Source organism: Bacillus sp. P4_E1 (assembly GCF_056401715.1).
Window position 1 is genome coordinate 17,285 of the sequence record NZ_JBFUIV010000009.1, and the last position, 23,644, is coordinate 40,928.

Below are 23,644 nucleotides of genomic sequence, written 5' to 3' on the forward strand. Positions count from 1 at the left end.
TTGAGGTATCGAATAAAAAGAGTTACATTAATAAAAAACGGAGGTGGATTTCTATGGACACAGCCACTCACCTTGTTATGGGCGTTACTCTAGGCAGTTTGGCAACATTAGATCCAGCTATAGCACAAAGTGATATTGGGCCACAAGCAGTGATGCTTGCAACAATTGCCGGTTCCAATATTCCTGACATCGATACAGTTTTAAAATTGCGTAATAACGCTAAATATATAAGAAATCATCGCGGGATTACTCATTCCATCCCTGCAGTGATCCTTTGGTCACTCCTTATAAGTGGCATCTCTTTCGCCTTCTTTTCAGACGCTCCCTATCTGCATCTACTACTTTGGTCATTTATTGCCGTCTTTCTTCATGTCTTTGTGGATATTTTCAATGCCTATGGTACACAGGCATTAAGGCCCTTCACAAAAAAATGGGTAGCGCTCGGCATAATTAATACGTTTGATACTGTCATTTTCTTTATCCATATACTTGCTATCGCCTGTATGCTTGTCGGAGCACATAAAGGCTATACTGCTTTAGCAGCGTATATATTAATGTTTGTTTACTATATCGGCCGCATTATGATGCATCGAAATATTAAAAGTGTAGTATACAAACGTTTCAAAAATGTAGAGAAAGTAATTATTTCTCCTTCTTACAAATTTTATCATTATCATTTAGCCGTCGTTACAACTGAATCTTACTACGTAGCAAGATGGCACCGCGGTAACATCCTTGTATACGATAAATTTAATCGCGTACCGTTCCCGAATACCGCCATTATGCAAGCCGCTGTGCGAGATGAAAATATATCTGCTTTCTTATCTTTCTCGCCTGTATATCGCTGGGATATTTTCGATTATGATAACTATTATGAAGTTCGATTTATTGATTTGCGGTATCGAAGTAAAGATTATTATCCATTCGTCGCAATCGTTCAGCTCGATCAAAATTTAAATATTATTAGTTCATATACAGGATGGATTTTCAGCGAAGAGAAACTTCGAAAGAAACTGGAATTGCTTCCACATTAAAAAAAGCGACCTACGTCGCTTTTTTTAATGTTTCAAATGATCTTCTTGATTGATTAAATGGCTATACTTCGGATTATTTGTACGCATTTCATGAAGGCGCCCTCCATGATTATTAACCCATGTTCGTACCACTTGTTCAGTCATTTCCTCACCTTGGTAACGACCTGATTTAGCATAAGTTGTTCGGAAGTCTTCCCACAGTAATTCAACCCATGCACGAGCTTGGGCGTAAGAAAGGTTGTCATTTTTATCTAATAATTCTTTCGTTAATGTTTCATAAATATCATTCATGTTCTATTCTCCTTTTACCTATTTATTCCCTTAATTTCTAAAGGATAGTTTCTTCTATTTTGCACATTCTATAAGTGATACTTCTTAAAGGGGTATCGACTGATAGTGAGGGGGCGTTCTTAATGGGTAGACAAGCCGAATTTTGGTCTGAGTCAAAAAACAACAGCAAAATCGACGGTCAACCGAAAGCGAAATCACGCTTCGCTTCGAAACGACCTAACGGCACAATTAACACGCACCCACAAGAGCGTATGCGTGCTGCAAATCAGCAGGAAGAGTAGTACAAATTAAATTCCTACACGAGGTGATAAAGATGAGCTACCGTGACCATTTAGATCGTCGTTCTGAATTATTTAACCATACGTGGACTCGTCCAAAACATGCGAAAGCGCAAGTTAATGGACAGACGCAACAAACCCAGTCTCTCATTATACTGGCAAACGAATGTAAAAAACGCCAATTTTAGAATCTCCTATCTCCTTTAACGCCTACCAAAGATGAAAACCAGAGAGATATTCGCTCTCTGGTTTTTATTTTTCTTGTAGCAAGGAAATTGGTATTCCAATCTCTTCATTATCATGTTGCTTATATCCCCAAGCAAATACTCCATTGAAATACGTAATTTTAAATACCACACCAGGTTCTTCTACTAATTCATATGTCTCACCAATATGGAATTTATTTATATCTATCATATAAGCACGAGCCATAGCCATTTTTCTCATTAATACATCGAATTCATTTACAATTCCAAGTTGCTCAGCCTTTACTGCTTGCTCCTTCAAAACCCCAATTTCTTCCCTTAACTCATGTGGTGTCATTTCACTGTAGCGTTTTGGCGTACCCATCTTATTTCCTCATCCCTCTTCACGTTTCATTTGTAAAAATATATCTATCTCATCAATAGAGAATCCTTTTCGATATAACGCTTGCTTCACCTTATTTTCGAATGTCCAACCATCATACTTCTTATATTTCTCATAATATTTATTCCCATGATAGTGTAACGCTTCTTGTTGCTGTTCGTCATCTTTTTCGTCTTTCAATTCTTCCAAGCAAATTTGAATCACATCTCTAGAATATCCTTTACGAACAAGCATTTCATCTAACTTTAGCTTCATTTGTAAAAATGAATGCTTTTGATAAGATTTTTTCTTCTTTTCTATAAGAAACAAAGCATTCTCCATTTGCTTCTCCTTTGGATACTCTTGTAAACTATGTGTAATGATTAAATCCTGAACACCTTTACTTAATAGCCCTCTCCTAATAACAGTTGGACCTTTTTGATTCACATTACTTTGCGTTCGCACGTATGAAATAGCGTACTCTTTATCATTAATATATCGATCATGTAATAATTTCGAAACGACTTCAGAGATGATGGCCTGTCCCACTTCTTTTTTTCGTAAGAAATCTTCTATTTCTTGTTTTGTTCTCATTTGATAGGATAAATAGGAAATCGCTTGTAAATATGCTTTTTGTACCTCTTCATTGTACAAAATATTCCCTAACGCTACTTCATCAATTTCTAAGCCTTTTTGTAACCCATGTTTCATTAAGATTGATTGATTCACACTAAACCCGTACTCTTCGCCTTGACCTTTATCAATATAAATATTAAATCGTTCTTTCGATCGTTTTTGCACTTCTATTTTTGTAATGACAGTCATACTCTCACCTCTCTATTATTTTAACATAGTCAAGGAACGTTTTTTCTTTTCAAGAATATATATAATGAGGAGGAAATAATTGTGAAAATCGCAATTTCTGGTGGCTCTGGCTTTATAGGCAAATCCCTTTCTAGTTTTTTTATTCAAAAGGGATTTACTGTTTACATTCTTACTCGAAAAAAAATTGCTGAAACTTCACACACTAACCTTCAATACGTACAGTGGACACCGGATTTACAGACCTTCCCTCTCTCCTCTATCGATGTAGTTATTAATCTAGCTGGAGAATCTATTAATAGTAGATGGACAAAAAAACAAAAAGAATCAATTTTAAACAGTAGAATTCAAACAACAAAAGGACTCATTAAACAATTACAAACCCTTGAAACAAAGCCACACACATTTATTAATGCAAGTGCCATTGGATACTATGGGACATCTGAAACCGAATCTTTTACAGAACAGCAAGAGACTCCAGGAGATGACTTTTTAGCAAACACAGTATATTTGTGGGAGCAAGAAGCATCTAAAGCCCGCTCCATTGGAATAAGAACTGTCTACACAAGATTTGGAGTCGTATTGGGCGCAGATGGAGGAGCTCTTCCAAAAATGCTACTTCCCTATCAATTATATATCGGCGGTACACTTGGATTTGGAAACCAATGGTTATCATGGATTCATATAGACGATGTCGTTCGCATGATTGATTTCATCATTCACAAAAAAGAAATTGACGGACCTTCTAATATTACAGCGCCAACGCCAATACGGATGAAAGAGTTCGGTGAAATTATTGCCACTATAACTAGGCGACCTCATTGGCTACCTGTTCCTTCATTTGTACTTCGCGCTTTACTCGGTGAGGTGAGTATACTTGTATTAGAAGGGCAACATGTATTACCCAATAAAGCTATTAAACATGGATATCAATACACATTTCCAACAGTTAACCATGCATTACAAAATATCCTCTTGCATACAATGTAGTACTTTTAAAATACAGTTTTACGGGTAGTCTATCTCCTCCAAGACTTCTTACTTTTTAAACACCGGAGCATTACTACACGAAAAACCTTTCAGTTACTTTGTCTAAACCTATTCTACACATTACAAGGTGACGGAAATGAGGTCTCTATGAAAATATTGCTCAAACAAGCCATTGTATATCCTATTACATCCCAAAAGTTTCAAGGAGATGTACTCGTTATAGGAGAACGCATTGCCGCGGTCAAACCTCATATTGATACTACTCAGGATATGACCGTTATAGATGCACGAGCTCTTCATCTCTTGCCTGGATTTATTGATGTTCATACTCACCTTGGCCTCTACGATGAAGGTACTGGTTGGGCTGGTAATGATGCAAATGAAACATCCGAAGTTTCAACACCACATATCCGTTCTTTAGACGGGATTCATCCTTTTGATATTGCATTTCAAGACGCTGTACAAAATGGTGTTACGACTGTTCACGTGATGCCCGGAAGCCAAAACATTATCGGCGGTACTACTTGCGTAATAAAAACTGCTGGAACTTGTATTGATCATATGATTATTCAGGAACCTGCTGGTTTAAAAATTGCCTTTGGAGAAAATCCCAAAAAGTTCCATAGCAACGGCACAAAAGAATCAATAACACGTATGGGAATTATGGGGTTACTTCGTGAATCATTCTATGACGCACAACACTACGGGCATGAAGCTGATTTTCGAATGCTACCTATTTTAAAAGCACTCCGCCGAGAAATACCGGTACGTATCCACGCTCACCGCGCAGATGATATCACTTCAGCCTTACGCTTTGCGACAGAATTCAATCTTGATTTACGTATTGAACATTGTACAGAAGGACACTTTATTGTTGAAGAGCTTTCGAAACACAATTTAAAAGTTTCAGTTGGACCTACTCTTACGCGACGTTCGAAAATCGAACTTAAAAACAAAACGTGGGATACTTATCATATTTTATCGAAAAATGGAGTAGAAGTTTCTATTACAACCGACCACCCTTATACACCCATTCAATATTTAAATGTTTGCGCTGCCATTGCAGTAAGAGAAGGATTAGATGAGAAAACAGCGTTGGAAGGAATCACTATTTTCCCAGCTCGAAATTTACGTTTGGAGGATAGAATTGGAAGCATTGATGTTGGAAAAGATGCTGACCTCGTGTTATGGACACATCATCCTTTCCATTATTTAGCCAAGCCTGTACTCACTATGATTGACGGAAAAATAATTTACAAAAAAAATAAAAAAAACTAGTTTATTTTTTTGACTAGATACAGTATTATACGATTATAAACTGAATGAAACCATAATCAATTTGTGTCGTGATTATCATTTTCAAATTGATGAATGGGGAAGGCAAATGGTGCGCCACCAGCGTTAGAAACTGGTTCTAGTGGGTTCGATTCCCACCCCGAAATTTTTTAAAGATTGATATAAAAATTTCGAGGGTGGGTGCTTTTTCGTCATGCTACCCTCGTGTGAGGAGGAGTTAGTGTGTTGAAAAAACGCGACTTACACGACAGCCACGTTCTATACGAATTAATGGTGGATCCTGCTGTCTTCCCTTTTGTGCGTCAAAAGGCCTATTCTTATGAAGAATATTTATTTTTAACGAAACAAACAATCGAAGCCGAAGAGCGTGGAGAATTAATCTCACGCACAATTTTAGATGAATGGGGTAACCCCATCGGCACAATTACTTTATTTGATGTGCAAGAAAAAGCTGGATTCCTCGGAACTTGGCTTGGCAAACCATATCATGGTAAAGGATATAATAAATTGGCGAAAGATTCATTTTTTAGCGAACTTTTCTATGAATTAGATATTGAAACGATTTTTATGCGTATTCGTAAAATAAATATTCGGTCTATTAAAGCTGCCGAAAAACTACAATATGTAAATCTAGCAAACGAAACAAGAAAAGCCGTTTATGATGAAATTAACGCGCATGAAGAAGTATATAATTTATATGAAATTCCAAAAGATCAGTATACACTTGCAACAATGCGAGATACAACCTTCCAAGAAGCACACCAATTAAAAGAAGCGTAATCTAAAAATTCAGAAATAATAATTAATCATTACTAGTTTGACATATATGTATATCACCCCATGTCTTTGGAAACGATAGATAGTGACTTTAGGACACGAGGTGATTTGTAATGGATAAAAGGAAACGTGATAAAGCAAAAAACACATTATCTAGTACACAAGAAGTTCTCTATCAGCGAGAATTTCGAAAAGCAGATCGTGCAGCGGGCTATCGCTCAAAAAGTATTTAAAGTGAAACTGAATAATTAGAAGGTTTCCCCCCTAATTATTCAGTTTCATTACATAAGATTTTCCAATGAATTAGCAAAAAAGGTTCCTTATTTATAAGGAACCTTTTTTGTGGACAACCTTATCCACAAAAAACGTAGAATTGTGCATAAATTACAAAAGTATTTTACGAATTCATTTATTTAAATGAATTCGTAACGTGAGAATTGTGGATAATTTTCTAAAAATTGTGGATTATGTGGATATAGCTGTTAATATTCCGATTTTACTGTCTAATGAAGGCGTAATCCCTTGTGGATAAAGTGAAACTTTAATCAGTGGGAGTTTTGTTTATCCCCACTGATTATTAGCCCTCACCAATCGGGCTTTTGCGGGATAAGTTAATAATTCACGTTTATTTTTTTACAACAATAAAAAAAACCCTCTTTAAATGCTTAAAAGAGGGTTTCATATTAAGTAAAAGATTCGGCAAGAACTGGTGATTTAATAGGTATATGATTCGGCTCTGCATGATTTTCTGCCAAAATTGTATCCACAATATGACCAGCTGGCTCAGGACGATAAATACTTTTCATTGCTTCTTTCATCTGAAGAAGCTTCATATCATCTTGTAATAACGCCTCTGTTTTTGCAAAAACTTCACTATCATCACGAATTACAACTGCAGCCCCTTTTTTTTCAAAATACAACGCATTTTCATTCTCTTGTCCTGGGACAGGTTTATATAAAATGACAGGTACTTGTAATGCTGCTGCTTCGCTTAATGTAATACCACCTGGCTTCGTAATCATACAAGAAGTAACACGGAACAATTCATCAATGTTTTCAACATAACCAAATACTTTTAAAGCATCAGAACTTTGTTCCTGTAGTTCCATTAAATCCTGCTTTAAAGCTTCGTTTTTCCCACAAACGACAACTACTTGTAAGTTTGGTACTGACATAAATGACTGGCATAGCTCTTTTACACTCCCTAGCACACCATGAGCACCTGCTACAATTAGTAACATCTTTTTATCCTTACATAACTGATATTTATTATATATAATTGCTGGATTTATCTTTAGCTCAAAACTGCTACGAATCGGAATCCCTGTTTCAACAATTTGTTCTGCAGGTACACCGATATCAACCATCACTTTTTTCACATGATCGGTTGCTACAAAATAACGATCTACTTCTCGATGGATCCATATTTTATGCACGCAAAAATCCGTTAATACGTTATAAACAGGAATAGAAATACCTATTTGCTTTTTCAATTCTGGTACAGCGATGATTGGAAAGGTATTAATAACAATATCCGGTTTCTCCACCTGTAATAGCGTCTTCAAACGCTTTCTCCCAAAATTCGCATACCAAGATGCTATTTTTTTATCATAAATTTTCTCTACACCATAATAAAACAAACGATATAATTCTTTTCCTACCGTATAGCTTTTTAAATATAAATATTTTGTAATATCGGTTATAACTGGATGTGATTCTCCAAACAAGTCGCATACAATTACATCTTCGATTCCTTTTTGGCGAAATGTTTGTTCTAATGTTTTTGCCACTTGCACATGACCGTTACCGTAATGTGCAGTTAATATTAAAACCTTGGGGTTTTTTATCAAACAAATCCACTCCTAGCTTTTTGTTTCTCCATATTGCATATACGACAATAGGAAAAACATTTTCCTTAAAAACTACATACTCGGATTCTAATACTTTCCTGTTAGCTATGTATCTGTCGTGGATATGCAAAGCATATAAGATTGACCCCTTAATCCTATCTGTGCTCATATCTTTACATTATACTTTCCTATAAGAGCTTTCGCAATAACTTACAAATGTTCTATATTCCATAATACTCACTCTTTTACTTCTTAATTCTTTTTACTATTTTGATTTCCCTTTACAATTATGTAAATTTCTCCGCTTATTCTTTACAAAAATATGGATATTCCCTTTTCAGTATACTCTTTTCTAAATATATACTCTAGATTTTATTATGAAGAAACAAAAAGCCTAACCAAATGTTTAGGTTAGACTGCTTGTAAAATATGTTTTGCATGTTCAACATTTTCTTCTGTCGGTGGATTCACATCCGCAAGTGGATACTTATGTCCAAGTGCCTCCCATTTATAAACACCGAGCTTATGATATGGCAGCACTTCCACTTTCTTAACATTAGATAGACTTTGAATAAAGTTTGATAATTTTTGCAAATCCTCTTCACCATCGGTAACACCGGGAACCAATACATGTCTTACCCAAATTGGTTTCTTTCTATCCGATAAATAACGAGCAAATTGTAAAATGTGTTCATTTGGTTTCCCTGTTAATTTACGATGTTTCTTTGAATCAATATGCTTCAAATCCAATAAAACTAAATCTGTATACTCCATTAAAATATCTAGCTTATTTTGGAATTCTGGTTCTTCAGAATAACAACCGCCAGAAGAATCGATTGTTGTATGGATACCAGCTTCTTTGCACTTTTTAAACAACTGGGTTAAGAAGTCTAGCTGTAATAGTGGCTCTCCACCGCTAACTGTTATACCGCCTCCAGAAGCTTCAATAAATGGAAGGTAACATGTCACATCCTGCATCACTTCTTCAACTGTTATTTCTTTACCTTTACCGATTTCCCATGTATCAGCATTATGACAATATTGACAACGTAATAAACACCCTTGTGTAAATATGACATAACGAATCCCTGGGCCATCAACAGTACCACAAGACTCTACAGAATGTATTCTTCCTTTTACCATGTTACTTCCTCCTTTATTGAAACAGCCTCCCTCCGCTATATATTAAAAGCAGAGGGACACTTTTTTCACTTACATGCTTTCATGCATTGTACGGTTTATTACATCAATTTGTTGTTCACGAGTTAATTTAATAAAGTTAACAGCGTAACCAGATACACGAATTGTTAATTGTGGATATTTTTCAGGATGCTCCATTGCATCCATTAATGTTTCACGGTTAAATACGTTAATATTTAAGTGGTGTCCTTCTTTTATTGCATATCCATCAAGCATAGATACTAAGTTGCGTACTTGTACATCATCTTCTTTACCAAGTGCTTTTGGAATAATAGAGAATGTATTTGAAATACCATCTTGTGCATCTTCATATGGTAATTTAGCTACAGATAATAATGATGCTAATGCACCTTTTGTATCACGGCCATGCATTGGGTTTGCCCCCGGTGCAAATGGTTCTCCAGTACGACGTCCATCTGGAGTGTTACCAGTTTTCTTACCGTATACAACGTTAGATGTGATTGTTAAGATTGACATTGTATGAACAGAATTACGGTATGTTTTATGTTTGCGAATCTTGTTCATAAATGTTTTCACAAGATTTACTGCGATTTCATCTACACGATCATCATTGTTACCGTATTTAGGGAAATCTCCCTCAATTTCGAAATCAACTGCAATACCATTTTCATCACGAATTGGTTTTACTTGTGCATATTTAATTGCACTTAAAGAGTCTGCTACTACAGATAATCCAGCGATACCTGTTGCCATTGTACGAAGAACATTTGTATCGTGAAGTGCCATTTCAATACGTTCATAGCTATATTTATCGTGCATATAGTGAATTACATTTAATGTATTTAAGTATAGACCAGCTAACCATTCCATTGTCATATCGAATTTACGCATAACTTCTTCATAATCTAATACTTCAGAAGTAATTGGTGCGTATTCAGGACCAACTTGTGCTTTTGACTTTTCATCTTTACCACCGTTAACCGCATATAGTAATGCTTTCGCTAAGTTTGCACGTGCTCCAAAGAACTGCATTTGTTTACCAATTCTCATTGCTGATACACAACAAGCAATACCGTAGTCATCACCGTAGTCAGCACGCATAATGTCATCATTTTCGTATTGAATTGCTGATGTTTTAATAGACATTTTTGCACAGTAGTTTTTAAAGTTCTCTGGTAGTTGTTTAGACCAAAGAACTGTTAAGTTTGGTTCTGGTGCTGGTCCTAAATTATCTAATGTATGCAAGAAACGGAATGAGTTTTTTGTTACTAACGGACGACCGTCTAACGCCATACCACCGATAGATTCAGTTACCCAAGTTGGATCTCCAGAGAATAGTTCATTATAATCAGGTGTTCTTGCAAATTTCACAAGACGTAATTTCATAATGAAATGGTCAACAATTTCTTGTGCTTTTTCTTCTGTTAAAGTACCATTTGCTAAATCTCTTTCAATGTAAACATCTAAGAATGTAGAGGTACGTCCAAGGCTCATTGCTGCCCCGTTTTGCTCTTTAATTGCTGCAAGATAAGCAAAGTATAACCATTGGAAGGCCTCTTGTGCATTTGTAGCTGGCTTAGAAATATCGAATCCATGAGAAGCAGCCATCTGTTTTAACTCTTGAAGTGCACGCATTTGCTCAGATAATTCTTCACGTAAACGCATTGTATCTTCGCTCATTACACCGCCAGTTAAATTATAATCAGCTTTTTTCGCTTCAATTAAATGATCTATACCATATAGCGCTACGCGGCGATAGTCACCGATAATACGTCCACGTCCATACGCATCTGGAAGACCAGTAATAACACCTGATTTACGAGCCGCTTTCATTTCTGGTGTGTATGCATCAAATACACCTTGATTATGAGTTTTACGCCAGTCTCTGAAAATCTTGCTAAGTTCTTTATCCATTTCATATCCATACGCTTCACAAGCTTGTTCTGCCATACGAATACCACCATATGGTTGTAAAGAACGTTTAAATGGTTTATCAGTTTGGAAACCGACCACTTTTTCAATATCTTTATTTAAATATCCTGGTTCATGTGATGTAATAGAAGAAACAATTTTTGTATCCATATCAAGAACGCCACCGTTTTCACGTTCCTTTGTTGTTAAATCCATTACTTGATCCCAAAGTTTTTTCGTTTCTTCAGTTGCTTCCGCTAAGAAAGAGTCTTCTCCCTCGTAAACGTTTACATTATTTAAAATGAAATCGCGAACATCAATCTCTGCTTTCCATTTTTCACCTTTAAAGTTTTCCCACGCGCTTTTTACATTCTCTAATACTTGAGTCATCCTAATCTCCTCCATTTTTGATTAGTACAGGACTACGTTTTTTTATATAACAGCTTACACACTTAGAATACTACTTTTTTTCGGAAGTGGACGAAATAGTTGTGACATGTTTGTGAAATGTTGAGCACACTACTACATACATAGTGTTAACCTCACATAAAACTCTTTAGAATTAACCCTTTCTTTAATTGTATTTTTTTGGTATTCTTATATACGAGTCCTATTTTGTAATATAAGAACGATACCCATTGTAGATCTGTAATACTCTTATCTCCTAATCTGTTATAGTTTTTATAACAGAGCAAAAAAAGTGTACATACGTTGTACACTTTTTTTGTTACCACTATAAAACATCTCTTTTTCTATTTCCATCGTAAAATCCACCACGACTGTTTGTTAATGCAATTAATTGCTCTAATCCTTCTATATGATCACCAATAATTCGAAGGACAGCTGGAGGATGACCTATTTTTGCGAAATGTTCACTGGGACGAATACGGTTCATCTTATCAACATCAACACGACTTACACAAGCGATTTCAAAACCTGAAAGTACAGCTTTAACTTGTGCTACACAAGGTGACAATAATGATTTATACCCTATTTCCTTCAAACAAGTACGACTAAACGCATTAGGTACAGCAATAAGAGAGCCTACTCCTAAATCTTTTCTATCACAAGCTAAATTTAATGCATATTTAAATGCTGTTACAAGATGAAGTGGTACTCTCAAATCTAAATAATGATTTAAATCATTTAATGCGACATCCGTTCCATCTGCAATAGCCTTTGCAAAGGGATATAGCTCACTAGCTGGAATAACAAAATCACCGTCTATAAATAAAACAATTTCTCCTTTTGCAAAATAAGTTCCAAGCGAACGCCCCACATCGTTTCCAAGTGCTTCTTTATACACAATTGTTGTTGCTCCCTTGTCTTTTGCAATTGTTGCCGTTTTATCGGACGAACCATTTACAACAACGATGATTTCAAAAGGTTCAATTTTGCGAAGCTCTTCTATAACGTTTCCAATTGTTTTCTCTTCATTTTGCACAGGAATAATTACCGATAATTGCTCTCCTTTATACAAATTAGATGTAACGCCCCATCCTTGATAAAAATCTTCAAAATTTAGAGTATGATAGACACTCTCTCTTTTCCTATTTCCATCATAATATCCTCCGCGCCCATCGCTGCCTAATATCCGCTCTGCTACAGCTTCTATATGATCACCTATCATTCGTTTTTCAGATTGAGAAAGATCCGTGCCATATGCAGCATGCTCGAATGGACGAAATTTATTTGGCGTAATAACGTCAATTGCACAATGACGACTAATTCTCCATTTACTTTGTGCTAGGCGTAGATGAGCCACAATAGGATTAACAAAACATTCGTCTCCAATACTTTGCACAACTTCCTTCGTCAGCGCATGAGGTACAGATAATAAAGAATCAATTTTTAATTCTTCACGCTCTAACATTGCATTTAATATTTGGCGCCATACTGTCACGGAGTGCGGTTTTTGTTTCTTTAAAAATAATGCGTCCAAATTATTTAAAACGATGTCCGCCTGATCATGTAAAATCGGATTAAGGAATAATTGTAATTTTGAAGTTTGAATAGCAAAATCTCCATCTACAAACAGTAATACATCACCTATCGCATGTTTTGCACCAACTGCGCGTCCAACGTCGTTACCAAGTGACTCTTTATGCTGGATTACTGTACATCCTAAGCTCTCAGCAATCGCTTCTGTACCATCATTACAACCATTTGCTAATACAATAATCTCTACTGGATTCAATGTTTTTACCGATTGAACCACATCTGAAATCGTATCCACTTCATTACATACGGGAATAATAACTGATAACGACTTAGCCATTGTTTTCTTCACGAAACCATTTAATAGTTTCTTTCAATCCTTGTTCCCACGTTACTTTCGCTTGAAACTGAACGAGTTCTCTTAATTTCGTTACGTCTGGTCTTCTATTTGGAATCTCTTCAAATCCATGTGGATATACTTCCTCAAATGGCACGTGCACAATTTTGGAAATAGACTTCGTTAATTTTTTTATATCTTCCGCTACTACCCTTATATTTTTTTCATTCTCAGAACCTATATTAATAATTTCACCATTTACCTTCTCATCCATTGCACGAATTGTTGCCTCGACCGCATCACTTACATACGTAAAGCAGCGTGTCTGTTTTCCATCTCCATACACGAGAATATCGTCACCTTGCAAAGCCGCACGAATAAATCGTGGAATTACTCCTGCGTACGGACCATCTTTCGCTCTTGGACCATAAATATTAAAATAACGAACAATCGTTACAGGTAAACCTTCTAATGCGTACCCTAAACATAATGTTTCCTCTAACGTTTTACAAATTGCATAACTCCAACGTATTTTGGAAGTTGCACCGTATAAACGATCTCCTTCTTCAGAGAATGGCGGCTCTCCCTTTCCATATACTTCAGAAGTAGATGCAAATACTACTTTCTTCTTCCCTTTTAACGCTGCTTGTAAAATATTTCTCGTTCCATCGAAATTTGTTTCAATAAGCTCTACACTTTTTTCCATTGTAGTTTTGACTCCCAAAATTGCAGCTAAATGAAACACCACATCATGTTGATTCACTAATTCATAAATTGAATTTTTATCTAAAACGCTTATTGGAATAACCCGGAGCTCTTTCATTAACTCATTATGATATTTATTTTTTCCTTTATAGAAGTTATCCACAATAGTAACTTCATAACCTCTTTTCACCAACTCTTCAGCTAAATGCGAACCAATAAATCCTGCTCCACCTGTAATTAAACATTTTTCACTCATACACTCACCTTCTTTACGATTCCACGTGTATCTATTAATCGCTCAATCCCTTTAAAAAGATTCCAATCGATGCTAGAGTGATCCGTTACAATTAAAATACAATTTGCTTGTTTAATTCTTTGTTCATCTAATGGAACAGATTGATATAGTGTATCTCCAATTTTCGCTGTAGAAATATACGGATCATGATATTCTATCTTGTATCCTTCTTTTATTAATAATTGAATAATTGGCAACGCCGGTGATTCTCTCAAATCATTTACATCTTTCTTATATGCAATCCCTACTATTAAAACCGTTGCGGGTGATTGCACCACACCTTTTACTTTCCCGATTATTTTCGCTGGCATTTCTTCATTAATTACATGTGCTGCCTCAATTAATTGACTAATTGCTCCAGCCTTTCTTATTCTCCATTGAAAATATAAAGGATCTACCGGAATACAGTGTCCTCCTATTCCTGGTCCTGGCCAATACGGAGTAAATCCAAACGGTTTTGTAGATGCCGCTTCAAGCACCTCATAAAAATTAATATTCAAACTTTCACAAAGTATATTTAACTCATTTACTAATGAAATATTAACTAAGCGCTGAATGTTTTCAAATAGCTTACACATCTCCGCTACTTTCGGAGAACTAACTGGAACGACTACATCAAATATATTGCTATACAAATCCTGTACTTTTTGTTTACACTGCTCGGTTTGTCCACTAATAACTTTTGGAATTGTTTCAACTGAATACCGGCTATTCGCTGGATCAATTCGCTCTGGAGAATACCCAATATAATAATCTTCTCCTACCTTTTTACCTGTTTGAGAAATAATAGGAATGATAACTTCCTCCAGTGTACCTGGATATGTGGAGCTTTCAAAAATGAAGGTTTGTCCTTCTTGAAGGTGTTGTTGTATATAATGGGAGGCTGAAACGAGTGCACTTAAATCGGGTTCTTTATTCTCATTAATTGGCGTAGGCACAGTCACAATAACATACTCACTATTTTGGAACTCTGCAAAACCTTTATCTGGTGTATTTACTATTAATTTTCTCTCGTTCAATAAATTTTGTAATACGTTAGAAGAAACATCAGGAATATAACTTTCTCCTTTAATTATTGATTCTATCTTCCTATTATCTTTATCTAATCCAAGTACAGCATGTCCTCTTTCTGCAAAAAGGACCGCTAAAGGAAGGCCAACATATCCTAATCCAATAATGGTTACTTTACTACTAGCATTCATCTATATTCTCTTCTTCCCTTCTCAATTGTAGTATTATATCTCTATCCCTTTCTCCGTCTGTAAAACTCCCGCGCTCATTCGTATGTTGTAATAAATAAGCAATCGCCTCAAGCTGATCACCGAAAATACGATCGAATGCAGGAATTCTTCCATTTACAAACCCATGTTGCTCTGGACGTACTCGATTTGTTTTTATAACATCTACAAATTCCACTGCTGTAATAGAGCATTCTTCTAAAATAGCTTTCATTTGAGCTAATGGTGGAATGATAAGGGAATCATATCCAATTTTCTCTATTACCTTTTTATGCATAGCGTGTGGCACTGCCGTTAATGAGTTGTTCCATAAATCTGGTCGTTTCGCTACCAAATTCACGAAATATTTCCCCATACTAATTGGATCTGCCGGGTGAAACATATCTAACAAACATTGCAAATCATTTAACGCCACATCATTTCCGTCTTCAATAGCATGCAAAAATGGAATTAGCTTTTTTGCCGGAATAGCAAAATCACCATCAACAAATAAACAAATATCTGCCGTAGCATGCATAGCCCCTATCGCTCGTGCTACATTATGTCCAAGTGCCTTCGCGAATTCAACTACAATAACATTCTCTAGCTTTGCTTGTTTAATTGTCTCGGTATCTGCTCCATTCGCAACAACTATAATTTCATCTACACCTGCCTTTTTCACTTCCTGTATGACAGATCTTATAGTCATTTTTTCTTCTGATACGGGTATAATAGCACTGTATTTCGCTTTTTCCTTTTGTAATAAAACTGGTTTATACTTCCCTATAAACTCTCTATCCCTGTTTCCCTCCGAAAAACCGCCACGTTTACCATATGTTTCGATTACGTATTGCAAAGCACACAAATGATCACCCATAATACGACTAGTCGCCTTCGGATAAGGAGAACCAGGTGATGTACCCGTATGCACAGGACGAACCTTATTCGTGTGAATTACATCGACCGAAGCCATATCGGCAATATCTACTCCTCTAGACATCGCCATCGCTTGAAAGAGTGCTGGATCTGCTAAATTCCACCACCCAAGATTCTCAATAACATCTCGATTCATCGCATGTGGAATTGCGATTAAAGAACCAACAACAAGCTCTTTTTTATTCAAATAACGATTCAACATGAATTTTCCAACTGTCGTATAGTGTGGTCTCATCTTTAAATAAACAGACCATGTTAAATTATTCACAACAATTTGATGCCCTTGCTGAACTCCTTTCACGAAACGTTGTAGCTCTTTACTCTCAATAACGATGTCACCATCTAAAAACAATACAATTTCACCTTTTGCTTCTCTAGCTCCAATTGCCCTTCCTACATCATTACCAAGAGAATGTTTATAATAAATTACATGGCAACTATGCTGTAATGCGACTTCATTCGTTCCATCTGTCGATCCATTATCTACTACAATAATTTCATACGGCTTCAGCTTCTCCACTTCTACTAAAACTTGTGATAAAGTACTTGCTTCATTATGCGCTGGAATAACAACTGATATTCTCATACTTGTATCACTCTTACCCTTCCAAGCGAACATAAGCAATAATAGGAATACGCACAAGTACATCTTCAGGTGGTCCATAAGAAGGAGATGTACGAACACTTACTGCCCCGTCCGTAACAGATAAAAGAATACCTGCAACAATTTCGACCGCTGTCACAACTTGCACTAATTCACCAACATGGTTACGCAATTCATCAGTAAATAACATATATAAGTCTCCTTTCTTACACTTCTTTCATTGATATAATACTTGTAAATGGTAATAAAACTTCAGTTCCTATTCCTTCTTGCAGCGTTAAGAAATCGTCACCAACTGCTACAATAACACCTATTAACTGTCCAACTGTCACAGTAATTTCTACGTTTTTACCTAAATATTGCTTTGCAATTTCCTTAAAAGGTGATGTATTGCATTCTTTTAAAATGTTACAAATAATAGATTGAAATTGACTTGATTCTATAAACTCTTCCGTAGCTTGCTTAGAATTTCTTTGAATAAATCTCGCAAAGTTTTGTGAAAATAAAAGTCGTTCCACAGCAGGCAGTAACTTGTCATCTAAAAAATAGCCTAATTGTCTATTAAACAGTCTGGATAATTTATGCCAATATTTTCTGAACAGACACATATGCTTCTCCTCCTATTATTTTTAAAGTATAAAAATTTACATCCATACATCTTAATTTATACAAAGCAGACTTTTTTTGTGATAGGTAAGGCATACATTTTCTAAAAGAAATAATTGTTTCAGGGCATAAAAAAAGATCGATAGTTTCCCATCTATCTATATGTATATATTAATTTTCAATTGTCACAATGGCAGCTACACCGTAATACACAAAATTCGTTTCGCATTGCGTGCATGATGCTTATGTATACTCATAAACCTCCCATTTTCCATTTATTTCATCATCGAACCGCACATATATTTCCTCAATACAAAAAAGACTATCCAAAAGGATAGCCTCTTACACTTCAATATTCCGCAACATCGTATAAATGTCGTTATTCACTTTACCAAATGATTTAATGTTATTTTGAATGTTAGATAATAAAACCACATATACACTACCATTTTTACTAAAACCATTTAAGCAATTCCAACCTGGCATTACACCGTGATTTGAATAGCTTCCTGGATCTACATACCAGCCAAATCCATAATCCTTTTTCACGGCTGTAAACATTTGATTATAACTCTCTTTTGAAATTAATTTTCCAGAAAAGAGTGCTTCATTAAATAAATATAAATCATGCGCGCTCGTATATATATCACCACAACCATATAGTTGTGACATGCTTGGAATATTAGGTGTTGTCATATTGTTATTCACTATTTTATAACCCGTTGATGGGAATCTTGTTTGTTCCAACGCTGTACCGAAACCAGAATGTTTCATACCCGCAGTCGCAAAAATATGTTGTTTTATATATTCTTCGAGCGACTGTCCACTTACCTTCTCAGCAATGTAAGCAAGTATAGAGTAGTTCGAATCGGAATACTTCCATTTCTCTCCTGGACTCCCGATACGCTTTTGATTTCCTATCCGCTTTATCAGTTCTTCATGAGAAATATCCTCTTTTCCCTGCTCATATTCCGGAATGCCTGATGTATGTGTTAATAGATGTTTTAACTGAATGCTATTACCTTGAGGAAAGTCTGGAATATACTTTGCAACTGTATCCTCTACTTGTAACTTATTTTGATCTTTTAATTGCATAATAGCAGTCGCCACAAATGCTTTTGAAATAGAGCCAATATAAAAGGTCGTCTCTGAATTATTCGGCACTTGCTTCTCTTTATTAGCCATGCCGTATCCTTTATTCACAAGAACTTTCCCATTCTTCACAATAACAGCTGTCCCACTAAATCCCATGCTCTGTAAATATTGATCCAATTGAGCGTTTTCATTAATTTCTTGAGGCGGTCCCTCAGCAGGTTTCTCTATAACTTGCGCCTGTTTTATCTGTTCTTCCTGTTCTTTTTGTTTTCTTTGTTTTTCAGCTTCTTGCCTTTTCACTTCTTCTATCTTTTTTATCTCTTCTTGCTTCTTCATTTCTGCTGCTGCTTTTAAAGTTTCCTCTTTTTTATTATGCGCAACAATTTTTGTATACATGAAATATACAAGTGAAAATAGTAGGGCGAGAATGATTGTTCTTTTTATGTATACAATCGGACGACGTACTTTCCCATTAACAGTATTTTTTTCCTGATCCATGATTACCTTTTTCCCCTTATTTACCGATAATTTAATTCCTCTACACAAGACTTTCTCCAAATCATTTCAGTAGATTATAGACATTCCATTCTATATCATCCCTACTTTATCATGCGCTGAACATATTACCAACCTATATGTATAAAAAAGAAAAAGAAAATTTACAAAAGTAAGATTCCCTTTAAAATTTCAACATAATAAAAGAGGATATCCTGTAAAAGACTGGTGTTATCAATCTTTTTGGATATCCTCTTATCTAACTATTTATACGTGTTTTTTCATATCATCGGCAACAGATTCAACATTTGTACCTACGATAACTTGTACACTTGTGTTACTTAATTTCATAACGCCTTTTGCACCTGCGCGTTTTAATGCTGGTTCATTTACTAAACCTGCATCTTTCACTTGTAAGCGTAAACGCGTTGCACAGTTATCAATAACTGTTAAGTTTTCTTTTCCGCCTAAAGCTGCTACGTAAGTTTCACCAATTGAACCTGCAACTGGTGCATCACCCTCTTCAGCTAACTCATCGTCATCTTCACGACCAGGAGTTTTCAAGTCGAACTTCTTAATTAAGAAGTAGAATACTACGAAGTAAATTGCTGCGTAAATTAAACCGATTCCTGCTAGTAACACTGGTTTTGTTGCAATACCAAAGTTTAAGAAGTAATCAATTGCACCGGCACTAAATGTGAAACCATCGTGAATGCCAAGTGATGTTGTTACGAATAAAGATATACCTGTTAACACGGCATGAATACCATATAATAATGGTGATAAGAACATGAATGAGAATTCAATAGGTTCTGTAATACCAGTTAAGAATGAAGTTAATGCTAGGCCACCTAACATACCTGTAACCATTTTACGTTTTTCTGGTTTAGCAGCTGCAATCATTGCAAAACATGCTGCTGGTAAACCGAACATCATAACTGGGAAGAAACCAGTCATAAACATACCTGCTGTTTTATCCCCTGCAAGGAAGCGAGCGATATCACCATTTACAACATTACCTGCTGCATTTGTAAAGTCACCAAATACGAACCAGAAATATGTGTTCATTACATGGTGTAAACCAATTGGGATTAATAGACGGTTTAATAAACCAAATAGACCTGAACCAACTGCACCTAAATTAACAATTCCATGAGCTAATGCATCGATACCATTTTGAATTGCTGGCCAAATTTGTGCGAATAGAATTCCTAATATTAGCATTACAACCGATGTAACAATCGGAACGAAACGTTTTCCAGCAAAGAAACCTAACCATTCTGGAAGTTTAATTTTATGGAATTTATTATAAAGGAATCCTGCTATAACACCGACAATAATACCACCTAAAACTTTCATATCCACTTTAGTCGATAATTCGGCTGCCTTAGATACTTGTGTCATTGTATCTGCAAGCTTAGATGGATCTACATTTGCGCTATTTCCTATTAAATCTTGGACTTTACCTAATTTATCTTGTAATTCTGCAGTAGAATATCCCTTACTAAGTGCATCAATACTGTTTTTCATAACTAGATAACCAATTGCACCTGCAAGACCTGCTGCACCACTACCATCAACTGAAAGACCGATTGCAATACCAATTGCAAAAATAAGTGCTAAATTATCAAAAACCGCTGCGCCGGCCTGTGCCATAACAGGAATATTAAATACATCTGGTTGCCCTAAACGAAGCAATAATCCTGCTGCTGGTAGTACGGCGATTGGAAGCATTAACGCTTTACCAATACGTTGTAAAAACTGCAACATCTTAATTCCCCCTATCAAATTTATGAAATCGTTATCATTATAAGTACGCCTTAGAAAACGCTTTCTATTTACATAACCATAATAACATATAGTTGTATAGATGTGTAGTTTTTATTTCCGAACTTTTTATGGATAAATCTCCTATTTCCAAACTGTTATATAAAAGGAAAATTTTCCTTTTATAACACGGAATAATCGAAACTGAAGACTCACTATAGAACATTCAACTTTCGTTTTATCATTCCACTTTTTCATGTTATTATTTATTTCCGAGCATATCGGGAAAAGTAAACTTAGTTAATTCGAAATAGGAGCGTTGGTACTATGCAGTGCATTGAAACAAACAACTTACAGCAGTTGTTAGAACAAGTAAAACCATATACGAAAAAAGGAAAACTTGCTACTTATATCCCCGAACTAGGAAATGCAAATCCAAATGATCTAGGGATTGCCATTTTTCATAAAGAAACAGAATATATCCATGCTGGTAACTCACAAACACTATTTACTCTTCAAAGTATTTCTAAAGTAATTACACTTGCTCTTGCCCTTTTAGACCGTGGTGAAGAATATGTATTTTCTAAAGTTGGAATGGAACCAACTGGTGACCCATTTAATTCTATTATTAAGCTTGAAACAACAAGTTCTTCCAAGCCTCTTAATCCAATGATTAATGCGGGTGCATTAGCTATTACAAGTATGCTAGCTGGTAATGATAACGAGGAGAAGATGGAACGCATTCTTCAATTTGTGCGTGATATAACAGACAATCCTACTATTAGTTATTCTTCTAAAGTTGCCACTTCTGAATTAGAAACAGCTTACTTAAACCGTTCACTTTGTTACTATATGAAACAAAATGGCATCATCGATAACGATATTGAAGAACTTATGGATTTATATACGCGTCAATGTGCAATTGAGGTTAACTGTATCGACCTAGCACGTATTGGTTTAATCTTTGCAATGGATGGATATGATCCTTATAAAAAGAAACAGATCATCCCTAAACATATTACGAAAATTTGTAAAACATTTATGGTTACTTGCGGGATGTATAATGAATCTGGTGAATTTGCAATTCGTGTTGGAATCCCTGCAAAAAGTGGTGTAGCAGGCGGCATTTTCGGCTGCGTAAAAGGCGAAATGGGAATCGGTATTTTCGGACCAGCTTTAGATGCAAACGGAAATAGTATCGCTGGTTTTAAAATTCTTGAATTACTTTCTGCCCAAGAAGGTTGGAGTATGTTTTAATTTAGAAGTTATCCTGCTATATTGGCAGGATTTTTTATTTCACAAAAATCCGTTCTACTAGGCATCAACACACTTCAAAAAACAGTAATAAAAGTTCTCTTTATTATGCATATTTGCTCCCCCCTCCTGAATAATATAGTACAACCTAGCGCTGTATGTGGAGGTGTAAAAGATGAAACTCATATTTCAAATGGAGAAACAACCTGTTCTCGAAAAAACAATTCTTCTTTTCATATTGAGTATTGTAGAAAGTTTGAAACTAAAAGTTGTTTCACTCGATGAAGCTCACCGATACATATTCAATTTAGAAGTGCTTGAACTATTAATGGATCGGAACATCGATGATCAAGTACTAGAACTTATTCATTTCGGAATGGGACTTGAAGACATTTACCATGTACTTCCCGAAGAACTTGAGCATAGTATCGAAGAACTGAAATGGCTTTGTATTCAAGTTTTAAGTGAGTACAGTATGCATGATGAAGAATGTGCACAACTAATTGAAGATATACGCTAAAAAGCACCTATACAGGTGCTTTTACTTTTTTAAACCTTTTTACACCAAAAATTTGTATAATACTTACAATTTTTCATTACCGTGAAAAGATTTCACGTCGATATATGCAATTTTTTAGTGTATTTCCAAGGAAATACTCGAATACTGTTTTCCCTATCCTTCTTACAACAATTGATCAATTCCAATAAGAATTAATAACACACCTGCAATTATAGTTGCCCATTTCCCTAAGTATTCAGCTAAAAATCTTTTACCAACATACGTAAAACCACTAATACAAATAAAACTAAAAACTCCAGAAATACATGCCGTAAGCCAAAGATTTAAATTTGTTACTCCAGCATCAAATCCACCTGCAATATTGTTTATGGACAATGCAACTCCTAAAACAATTGCTTCAGAAAAACTAATTGTTTTAGAACCATCAAAATCTGCTTTTTCTGGATTACGTAAAACCCCCATAAGTACACTACTATCTTTAGATTCTACGGTATCTTTTTGACTCAAGAAAGGCTGACATAAAATAAACACCCCGATTATTCCTAAAACGACTGCTCCAATAATGTTTGCTGTGAACTCTGAAATAAATAATGCGATCCAATTCCCAAAAAATCCAGCTAGTAAAGTAAATAAAAATCCAAAAAATGCGATGATAAAATTGTTAAGCCACGAAATTCGAATTTTACGAATGCCATATGCAATCCCAACACCTGCATTATCTAAATTAGACGCAATCCCGATTAAAAAAATTGAAAATAAACCTGCCGTACTCATCGTACAGTCACCCCTTTTCTCACTTTTCGTTGCATATTATGAAAATGTTGAGCAACTGTGCCTGTCTGTTTCATATACTTGTAATAAATGCTCAACATTTTTTCAACGATAGACAATAGAAAAG

At 35.5% G+C, this 23,644-nt stretch carries 24 protein-coding genes and 1 pseudogene; 9 read left to right on the forward strand and 16 right to left on the reverse strand.

All coding sequences use genetic code 11. From position 1 onward, the window contains the following. Positions 1 to 53 precede the first annotated feature (53 nt). Positions 54 to 1,034, forward strand: coding sequence for a metal-dependent hydrolase (locus AC1DS7_RS14165; protein WP_016103274.1), 981 nt, complete (start codon positions 54 to 56; stop codon positions 1,032 to 1,034). A gap of 24 nt (positions 1,035 to 1,058) precedes the next feature. Here the strand turns inward: AC1DS7_RS14165 and AC1DS7_RS14170 are convergent, their stop codons facing one another. Next, positions 1,059 to 1,325 carry a YfhJ family protein gene (locus AC1DS7_RS14170; protein ID WP_002010328.1) on the reverse strand — a complete coding sequence of 89 codons (267 nt, stop codon included), beginning with the start codon at positions 1,323 to 1,325 and terminating at the stop codon, positions 1,059 to 1,061. A gap of 122 nt (positions 1,326 to 1,447) precedes the next feature. Here AC1DS7_RS14170 and AC1DS7_RS14175 point away from each other — a divergent pair, with 122 nt between their 5' ends. Then, on the forward strand, positions 1,448 to 1,606 hold the full coding sequence (locus AC1DS7_RS14175) for a small, acid-soluble spore protein K (RefSeq protein ID WP_002010326.1): 159 nt from the start codon (positions 1,448 to 1,450) through the stop codon (positions 1,604 to 1,606). A 32-nt stretch (positions 1,607 to 1,638) separates the two neighbouring features. Further along, the gene (locus tag AC1DS7_RS14180; protein WP_002010325.1) at positions 1,639 to 1,791 is read left to right on the forward strand and encodes a YpzG family protein; all 153 of its coding nucleotides are present in this window, start codon (positions 1,639 to 1,641) and stop codon (positions 1,789 to 1,791) included. Positions 1,792 to 1,855: 64 nt separating this feature from the next. Here the strand turns inward: AC1DS7_RS14180 and AC1DS7_RS14185 are convergent, their stop codons facing one another. Both AC1DS7_RS14185 and recX read right to left on the reverse strand, forming a co-directional pair. Further along, the gene (locus AC1DS7_RS14185; RefSeq protein WP_002010323.1) at positions 1,856 to 2,173 is read right to left on the reverse strand and encodes a YfhH family protein; all 318 of its coding nucleotides are present in this window, start codon (positions 2,171 to 2,173) and stop codon (positions 1,856 to 1,858) included. A 9-nt stretch (positions 2,174 to 2,182) separates the two neighbouring features. After that, positions 2,183 to 2,995 carry a recombination regulator RecX gene (recX, locus tag AC1DS7_RS14190; protein ID WP_002029629.1) on the reverse strand — a complete coding sequence of 271 codons (813 nt, stop codon included), beginning with the start codon at positions 2,993 to 2,995 and terminating at the stop codon, positions 2,183 to 2,185. Between the two features lie 81 nt (positions 2,996 to 3,076). Between recX and AC1DS7_RS14195 the strand changes: the two genes are divergently transcribed. The 4 genes from AC1DS7_RS14195 to AC1DS7_RS14210 all read left to right on the forward strand — a co-directional run bounded on the left by AC1DS7_RS14195 (position 3,077) and on the right by AC1DS7_RS14210 (position 6,288). Next, positions 3,077 to 3,982, forward strand: coding sequence for a TIGR01777 family oxidoreductase (locus AC1DS7_RS14195; RefSeq protein ID WP_476999064.1), 906 nt, complete (start codon positions 3,077 to 3,079; stop codon positions 3,980 to 3,982). A 147-nt stretch (positions 3,983 to 4,129) separates the two neighbouring features. Beyond that, positions 4,130 to 5,260, forward strand: coding sequence for an amidohydrolase (locus tag AC1DS7_RS14200; protein ID WP_002010318.1), 1,131 nt, complete (start codon positions 4,130 to 4,132; stop codon positions 5,258 to 5,260). A 240-nt stretch (positions 5,261 to 5,500) separates the two neighbouring features. Continuing rightward, positions 5,501 to 6,058: a GNAT family N-acetyltransferase gene (locus tag AC1DS7_RS14205; protein ID WP_002091129.1), complete on the forward strand. Its 558-nt coding sequence runs from the start codon at positions 5,501 to 5,503 to the stop codon at positions 6,056 to 6,058. 110 nt (positions 6,059 to 6,168) lie between these two features. Beyond that, on the forward strand, positions 6,169 to 6,288 hold the full coding sequence (locus AC1DS7_RS14210) for a YfhE family protein (protein ID WP_002029627.1): 120 nt from the start codon (positions 6,169 to 6,171) through the stop codon (positions 6,286 to 6,288). Positions 6,289 to 6,738: 450 nt separating this feature from the next. Here the strand turns inward: AC1DS7_RS14210 and AC1DS7_RS14215 are convergent, their stop codons facing one another. The 12 genes and pseudogenes from AC1DS7_RS14215 to nagE all read right to left on the reverse strand — a co-directional run bounded on the left by AC1DS7_RS14215 (position 6,739) and on the right by nagE (position 20,975). Beyond that, positions 6,739 to 7,905 carry a diglucosyl diacylglycerol synthase gene (locus tag AC1DS7_RS14215; protein WP_002139554.1) on the reverse strand — a complete coding sequence of 389 codons (1,167 nt, stop codon included), beginning with the start codon at positions 7,903 to 7,905 and terminating at the stop codon, positions 6,739 to 6,741. Positions 7,906 to 8,316: 411 nt separating this feature from the next. After that, positions 8,317 to 9,048: a pyruvate formate-lyase-activating protein gene (gene pflA / locus AC1DS7_RS14220; RefSeq protein WP_002010313.1), complete on the reverse strand. Its 732-nt coding sequence runs from the start codon at positions 9,046 to 9,048 to the stop codon at positions 8,317 to 8,319. 69 nt (positions 9,049 to 9,117) lie between these two features. Then, complete coding sequence (pflB, locus tag AC1DS7_RS14225; protein WP_061674651.1) at positions 9,118 to 11,367, reverse strand: formate C-acetyltransferase; 2,250 nt, start codon at positions 11,365 to 11,367, stop codon at positions 9,118 to 9,120. A gap of 152 nt (positions 11,368 to 11,519) precedes the next feature. Next, positions 11,520 to 11,739 (reverse strand): annotated as a pseudogene (locus tag AC1DS7_RS14230) (hypothetical protein). Then, complete coding sequence (locus AC1DS7_RS14235) at positions 11,711 to 13,255, reverse strand: glycosyltransferase family 2 protein (RefSeq protein ID WP_476999097.1); 1,545 nt, start codon at positions 13,253 to 13,255, stop codon at positions 11,711 to 11,713. The pseudogene AC1DS7_RS14230 and the gene AC1DS7_RS14235 overlap by 29 nt, the downstream one beginning before the upstream one ends. Next, positions 13,248 to 14,213 (reverse strand): NAD-dependent epimerase/dehydratase family protein, encoded by a 966-nt coding sequence (locus AC1DS7_RS14240; protein WP_002140285.1) that lies wholly within the window; start codon positions 14,211 to 14,213, stop codon positions 13,248 to 13,250. Before AC1DS7_RS14240 ends, AC1DS7_RS14235 begins: the two co-directional genes overlap by 8 nt. After that, complete coding sequence (locus AC1DS7_RS14245; RefSeq protein WP_215588707.1) at positions 14,210 to 15,454, reverse strand: nucleotide sugar dehydrogenase; 1,245 nt, start codon at positions 15,452 to 15,454, stop codon at positions 14,210 to 14,212. The genes AC1DS7_RS14240 and AC1DS7_RS14245 overlap by 4 nt, the downstream gene beginning before the upstream one ends. Beyond that, complete coding sequence (locus tag AC1DS7_RS14250) at positions 15,444 to 16,991, reverse strand: glycosyltransferase family 2 protein (protein WP_476999065.1); 1,548 nt, start codon at positions 16,989 to 16,991, stop codon at positions 15,444 to 15,446. Before AC1DS7_RS14250 ends, AC1DS7_RS14245 begins: the two co-directional genes overlap by 11 nt. A gap of 13 nt (positions 16,992 to 17,004) precedes the next feature. Next, a complete protein-coding gene (locus AC1DS7_RS14255; RefSeq protein WP_002029614.1) occupies positions 17,005 to 17,199 on the reverse strand; it encodes an LSm family protein in 195 nt (64 codons plus the stop codon). Positions 17,200 to 17,215: 16 nt separating this feature from the next. After that, positions 17,216 to 17,617 (reverse strand): LSm family protein, encoded by a 402-nt coding sequence (locus tag AC1DS7_RS14260; protein ID WP_002125041.1) that lies wholly within the window; start codon positions 17,615 to 17,617, stop codon positions 17,216 to 17,218. Positions 17,618 to 17,957: 340 nt separating this feature from the next. Further along, on the reverse strand, positions 17,958 to 19,208 hold the full coding sequence (locus tag AC1DS7_RS14265) for a serine hydrolase domain-containing protein (RefSeq protein ID WP_002140279.1): 1,251 nt from the start codon (positions 19,206 to 19,208) through the stop codon (positions 17,958 to 17,960). A gap of 264 nt (positions 19,209 to 19,472) precedes the next feature. Further along, positions 19,473 to 20,975 (reverse strand): N-acetylglucosamine-specific PTS transporter subunit IIBC, encoded by a 1,503-nt coding sequence (nagE, locus tag AC1DS7_RS14270; protein ID WP_003187209.1) that lies wholly within the window; start codon positions 20,973 to 20,975, stop codon positions 19,473 to 19,475. A gap of 324 nt (positions 20,976 to 21,299) precedes the next feature. Here nagE and glsA point away from each other — a divergent pair, with 324 nt between their 5' ends. Then, positions 21,300 to 22,229, forward strand: a complete 930-nt coding sequence (gene glsA / locus AC1DS7_RS14275; protein ID WP_002029606.1) for a glutaminase A — start codon at positions 21,300 to 21,302, stop codon at positions 22,227 to 22,229. Positions 22,230 to 22,401: 172 nt separating this feature from the next. Then, positions 22,402 to 22,746, forward strand: a complete 345-nt coding sequence (locus tag AC1DS7_RS14280; RefSeq protein WP_016103267.1) for a DUF3969 family protein — start codon at positions 22,402 to 22,404, stop codon at positions 22,744 to 22,746. 162 nt (positions 22,747 to 22,908) lie between these two features. On the opposite strand, the gene ytaF is transcribed toward AC1DS7_RS14280, so the two are convergent. Continuing rightward, the gene (gene ytaF / locus AC1DS7_RS14285) at positions 22,909 to 23,520 is read right to left on the reverse strand and encodes a sporulation membrane protein YtaF (RefSeq protein WP_002029603.1); all 612 of its coding nucleotides are present in this window, start codon (positions 23,518 to 23,520) and stop codon (positions 22,909 to 22,911) included. Between the last annotated feature and the right edge of the window lie 124 nt (positions 23,521 to 23,644).

Bases quoted from the DNA above. Each gene is read 5' to 3' on its own strand.
- nagE (WP_003187209.1), bottom strand. From the start codon at position 20,975: ATGTTGCAGTTTTTACAACGTATTGGTAAAGCGTTAATGCTTCCAATC.
- AC1DS7_RS14180 (WP_002010325.1), top strand. From the start codon at position 1,639: ATGAGCTACCGTGACCATTTAGATCGTCGTTCTGAATTATTTAACCAT.
- recX (WP_002029629.1), bottom strand. From the start codon at position 2,995: ATGACTGTCATTACAAAAATAGAAGTGCAAAAACGATCGAAAGAACGA.
- AC1DS7_RS14250 (WP_476999065.1), bottom strand. From the start codon at position 16,991: ATGAGAATATCAGTTGTTATTCCAGCGCATAATGAAGCAAGTACTTTA.
- pflB (WP_061674651.1), bottom strand. From the start codon at position 11,367: ATGACTCAAGTATTAGAGAATGTAAAAAGCGCGTGGGAAAACTTTAAA.
- AC1DS7_RS14260 (WP_002125041.1), bottom strand. From the start codon at position 17,617: ATGTGTCTGTTCAGAAAATATTGGCATAAATTATCCAGACTGTTTAAT.
- ytaF (WP_002029603.1), bottom strand. From the start codon at position 23,520: ATGAGTACGGCAGGTTTATTTTCAATTTTTTTAATCGGGATTGCGTCT.
- AC1DS7_RS14255 (WP_002029614.1), bottom strand. From the start codon at position 17,199: ATGTTATTTACTGATGAATTGCGTAACCATGTTGGTGAATTAGTGCAA.
- pflA (WP_002010313.1), bottom strand. From the start codon at position 9,048: ATGGTAAAAGGAAGAATACATTCTGTAGAGTCTTGTGGTACTGTTGAT.
- AC1DS7_RS14175 (WP_002010326.1), top strand. From the start codon at position 1,448: ATGGGTAGACAAGCCGAATTTTGGTCTGAGTCAAAAAACAACAGCAAA.
- AC1DS7_RS14265 (WP_002140279.1), bottom strand. From the start codon at position 19,208: ATGGATCAGGAAAAAAATACTGTTAATGGGAAAGTACGTCGTCCGATT.
- AC1DS7_RS14200 (WP_002010318.1), top strand. From the start codon at position 4,130: ATGAAAATATTGCTCAAACAAGCCATTGTATATCCTATTACATCCCAA.
- AC1DS7_RS14280 (WP_016103267.1), top strand. From the start codon at position 22,402: ATGAAACTCATATTTCAAATGGAGAAACAACCTGTTCTCGAAAAAACA.
- AC1DS7_RS14210 (WP_002029627.1), top strand. From the start codon at position 6,169: ATGGATAAAAGGAAACGTGATAAAGCAAAAAACACATTATCTAGTACA.
- AC1DS7_RS14170 (WP_002010328.1), bottom strand. From the start codon at position 1,325: ATGAATGATATTTATGAAACATTAACGAAAGAATTATTAGATAAAAAT.
- AC1DS7_RS14240 (WP_002140285.1), bottom strand. From the start codon at position 14,213: ATGAGTGAAAAATGTTTAATTACAGGTGGAGCAGGATTTATTGGTTCG.
- AC1DS7_RS14235 (WP_476999097.1), bottom strand. From the start codon at position 13,255: ATGGCTAAGTCGTTATCAGTTATTATTCCCGTATGTAATGAAGTGGAT.
- AC1DS7_RS14185 (WP_002010323.1), bottom strand. From the start codon at position 2,173: ATGGGTACGCCAAAACGCTACAGTGAAATGACACCACATGAGTTAAGG.
- AC1DS7_RS14165 (WP_016103274.1), top strand. From the start codon at position 54: ATGGACACAGCCACTCACCTTGTTATGGGCGTTACTCTAGGCAGTTTG.
- AC1DS7_RS14245 (WP_215588707.1), bottom strand. From the start codon at position 15,454: ATGAATGCTAGTAGTAAAGTAACCATTATTGGATTAGGATATGTTGGC.
- glsA (WP_002029606.1), top strand. From the start codon at position 21,300: ATGCAGTGCATTGAAACAAACAACTTACAGCAGTTGTTAGAACAAGTA.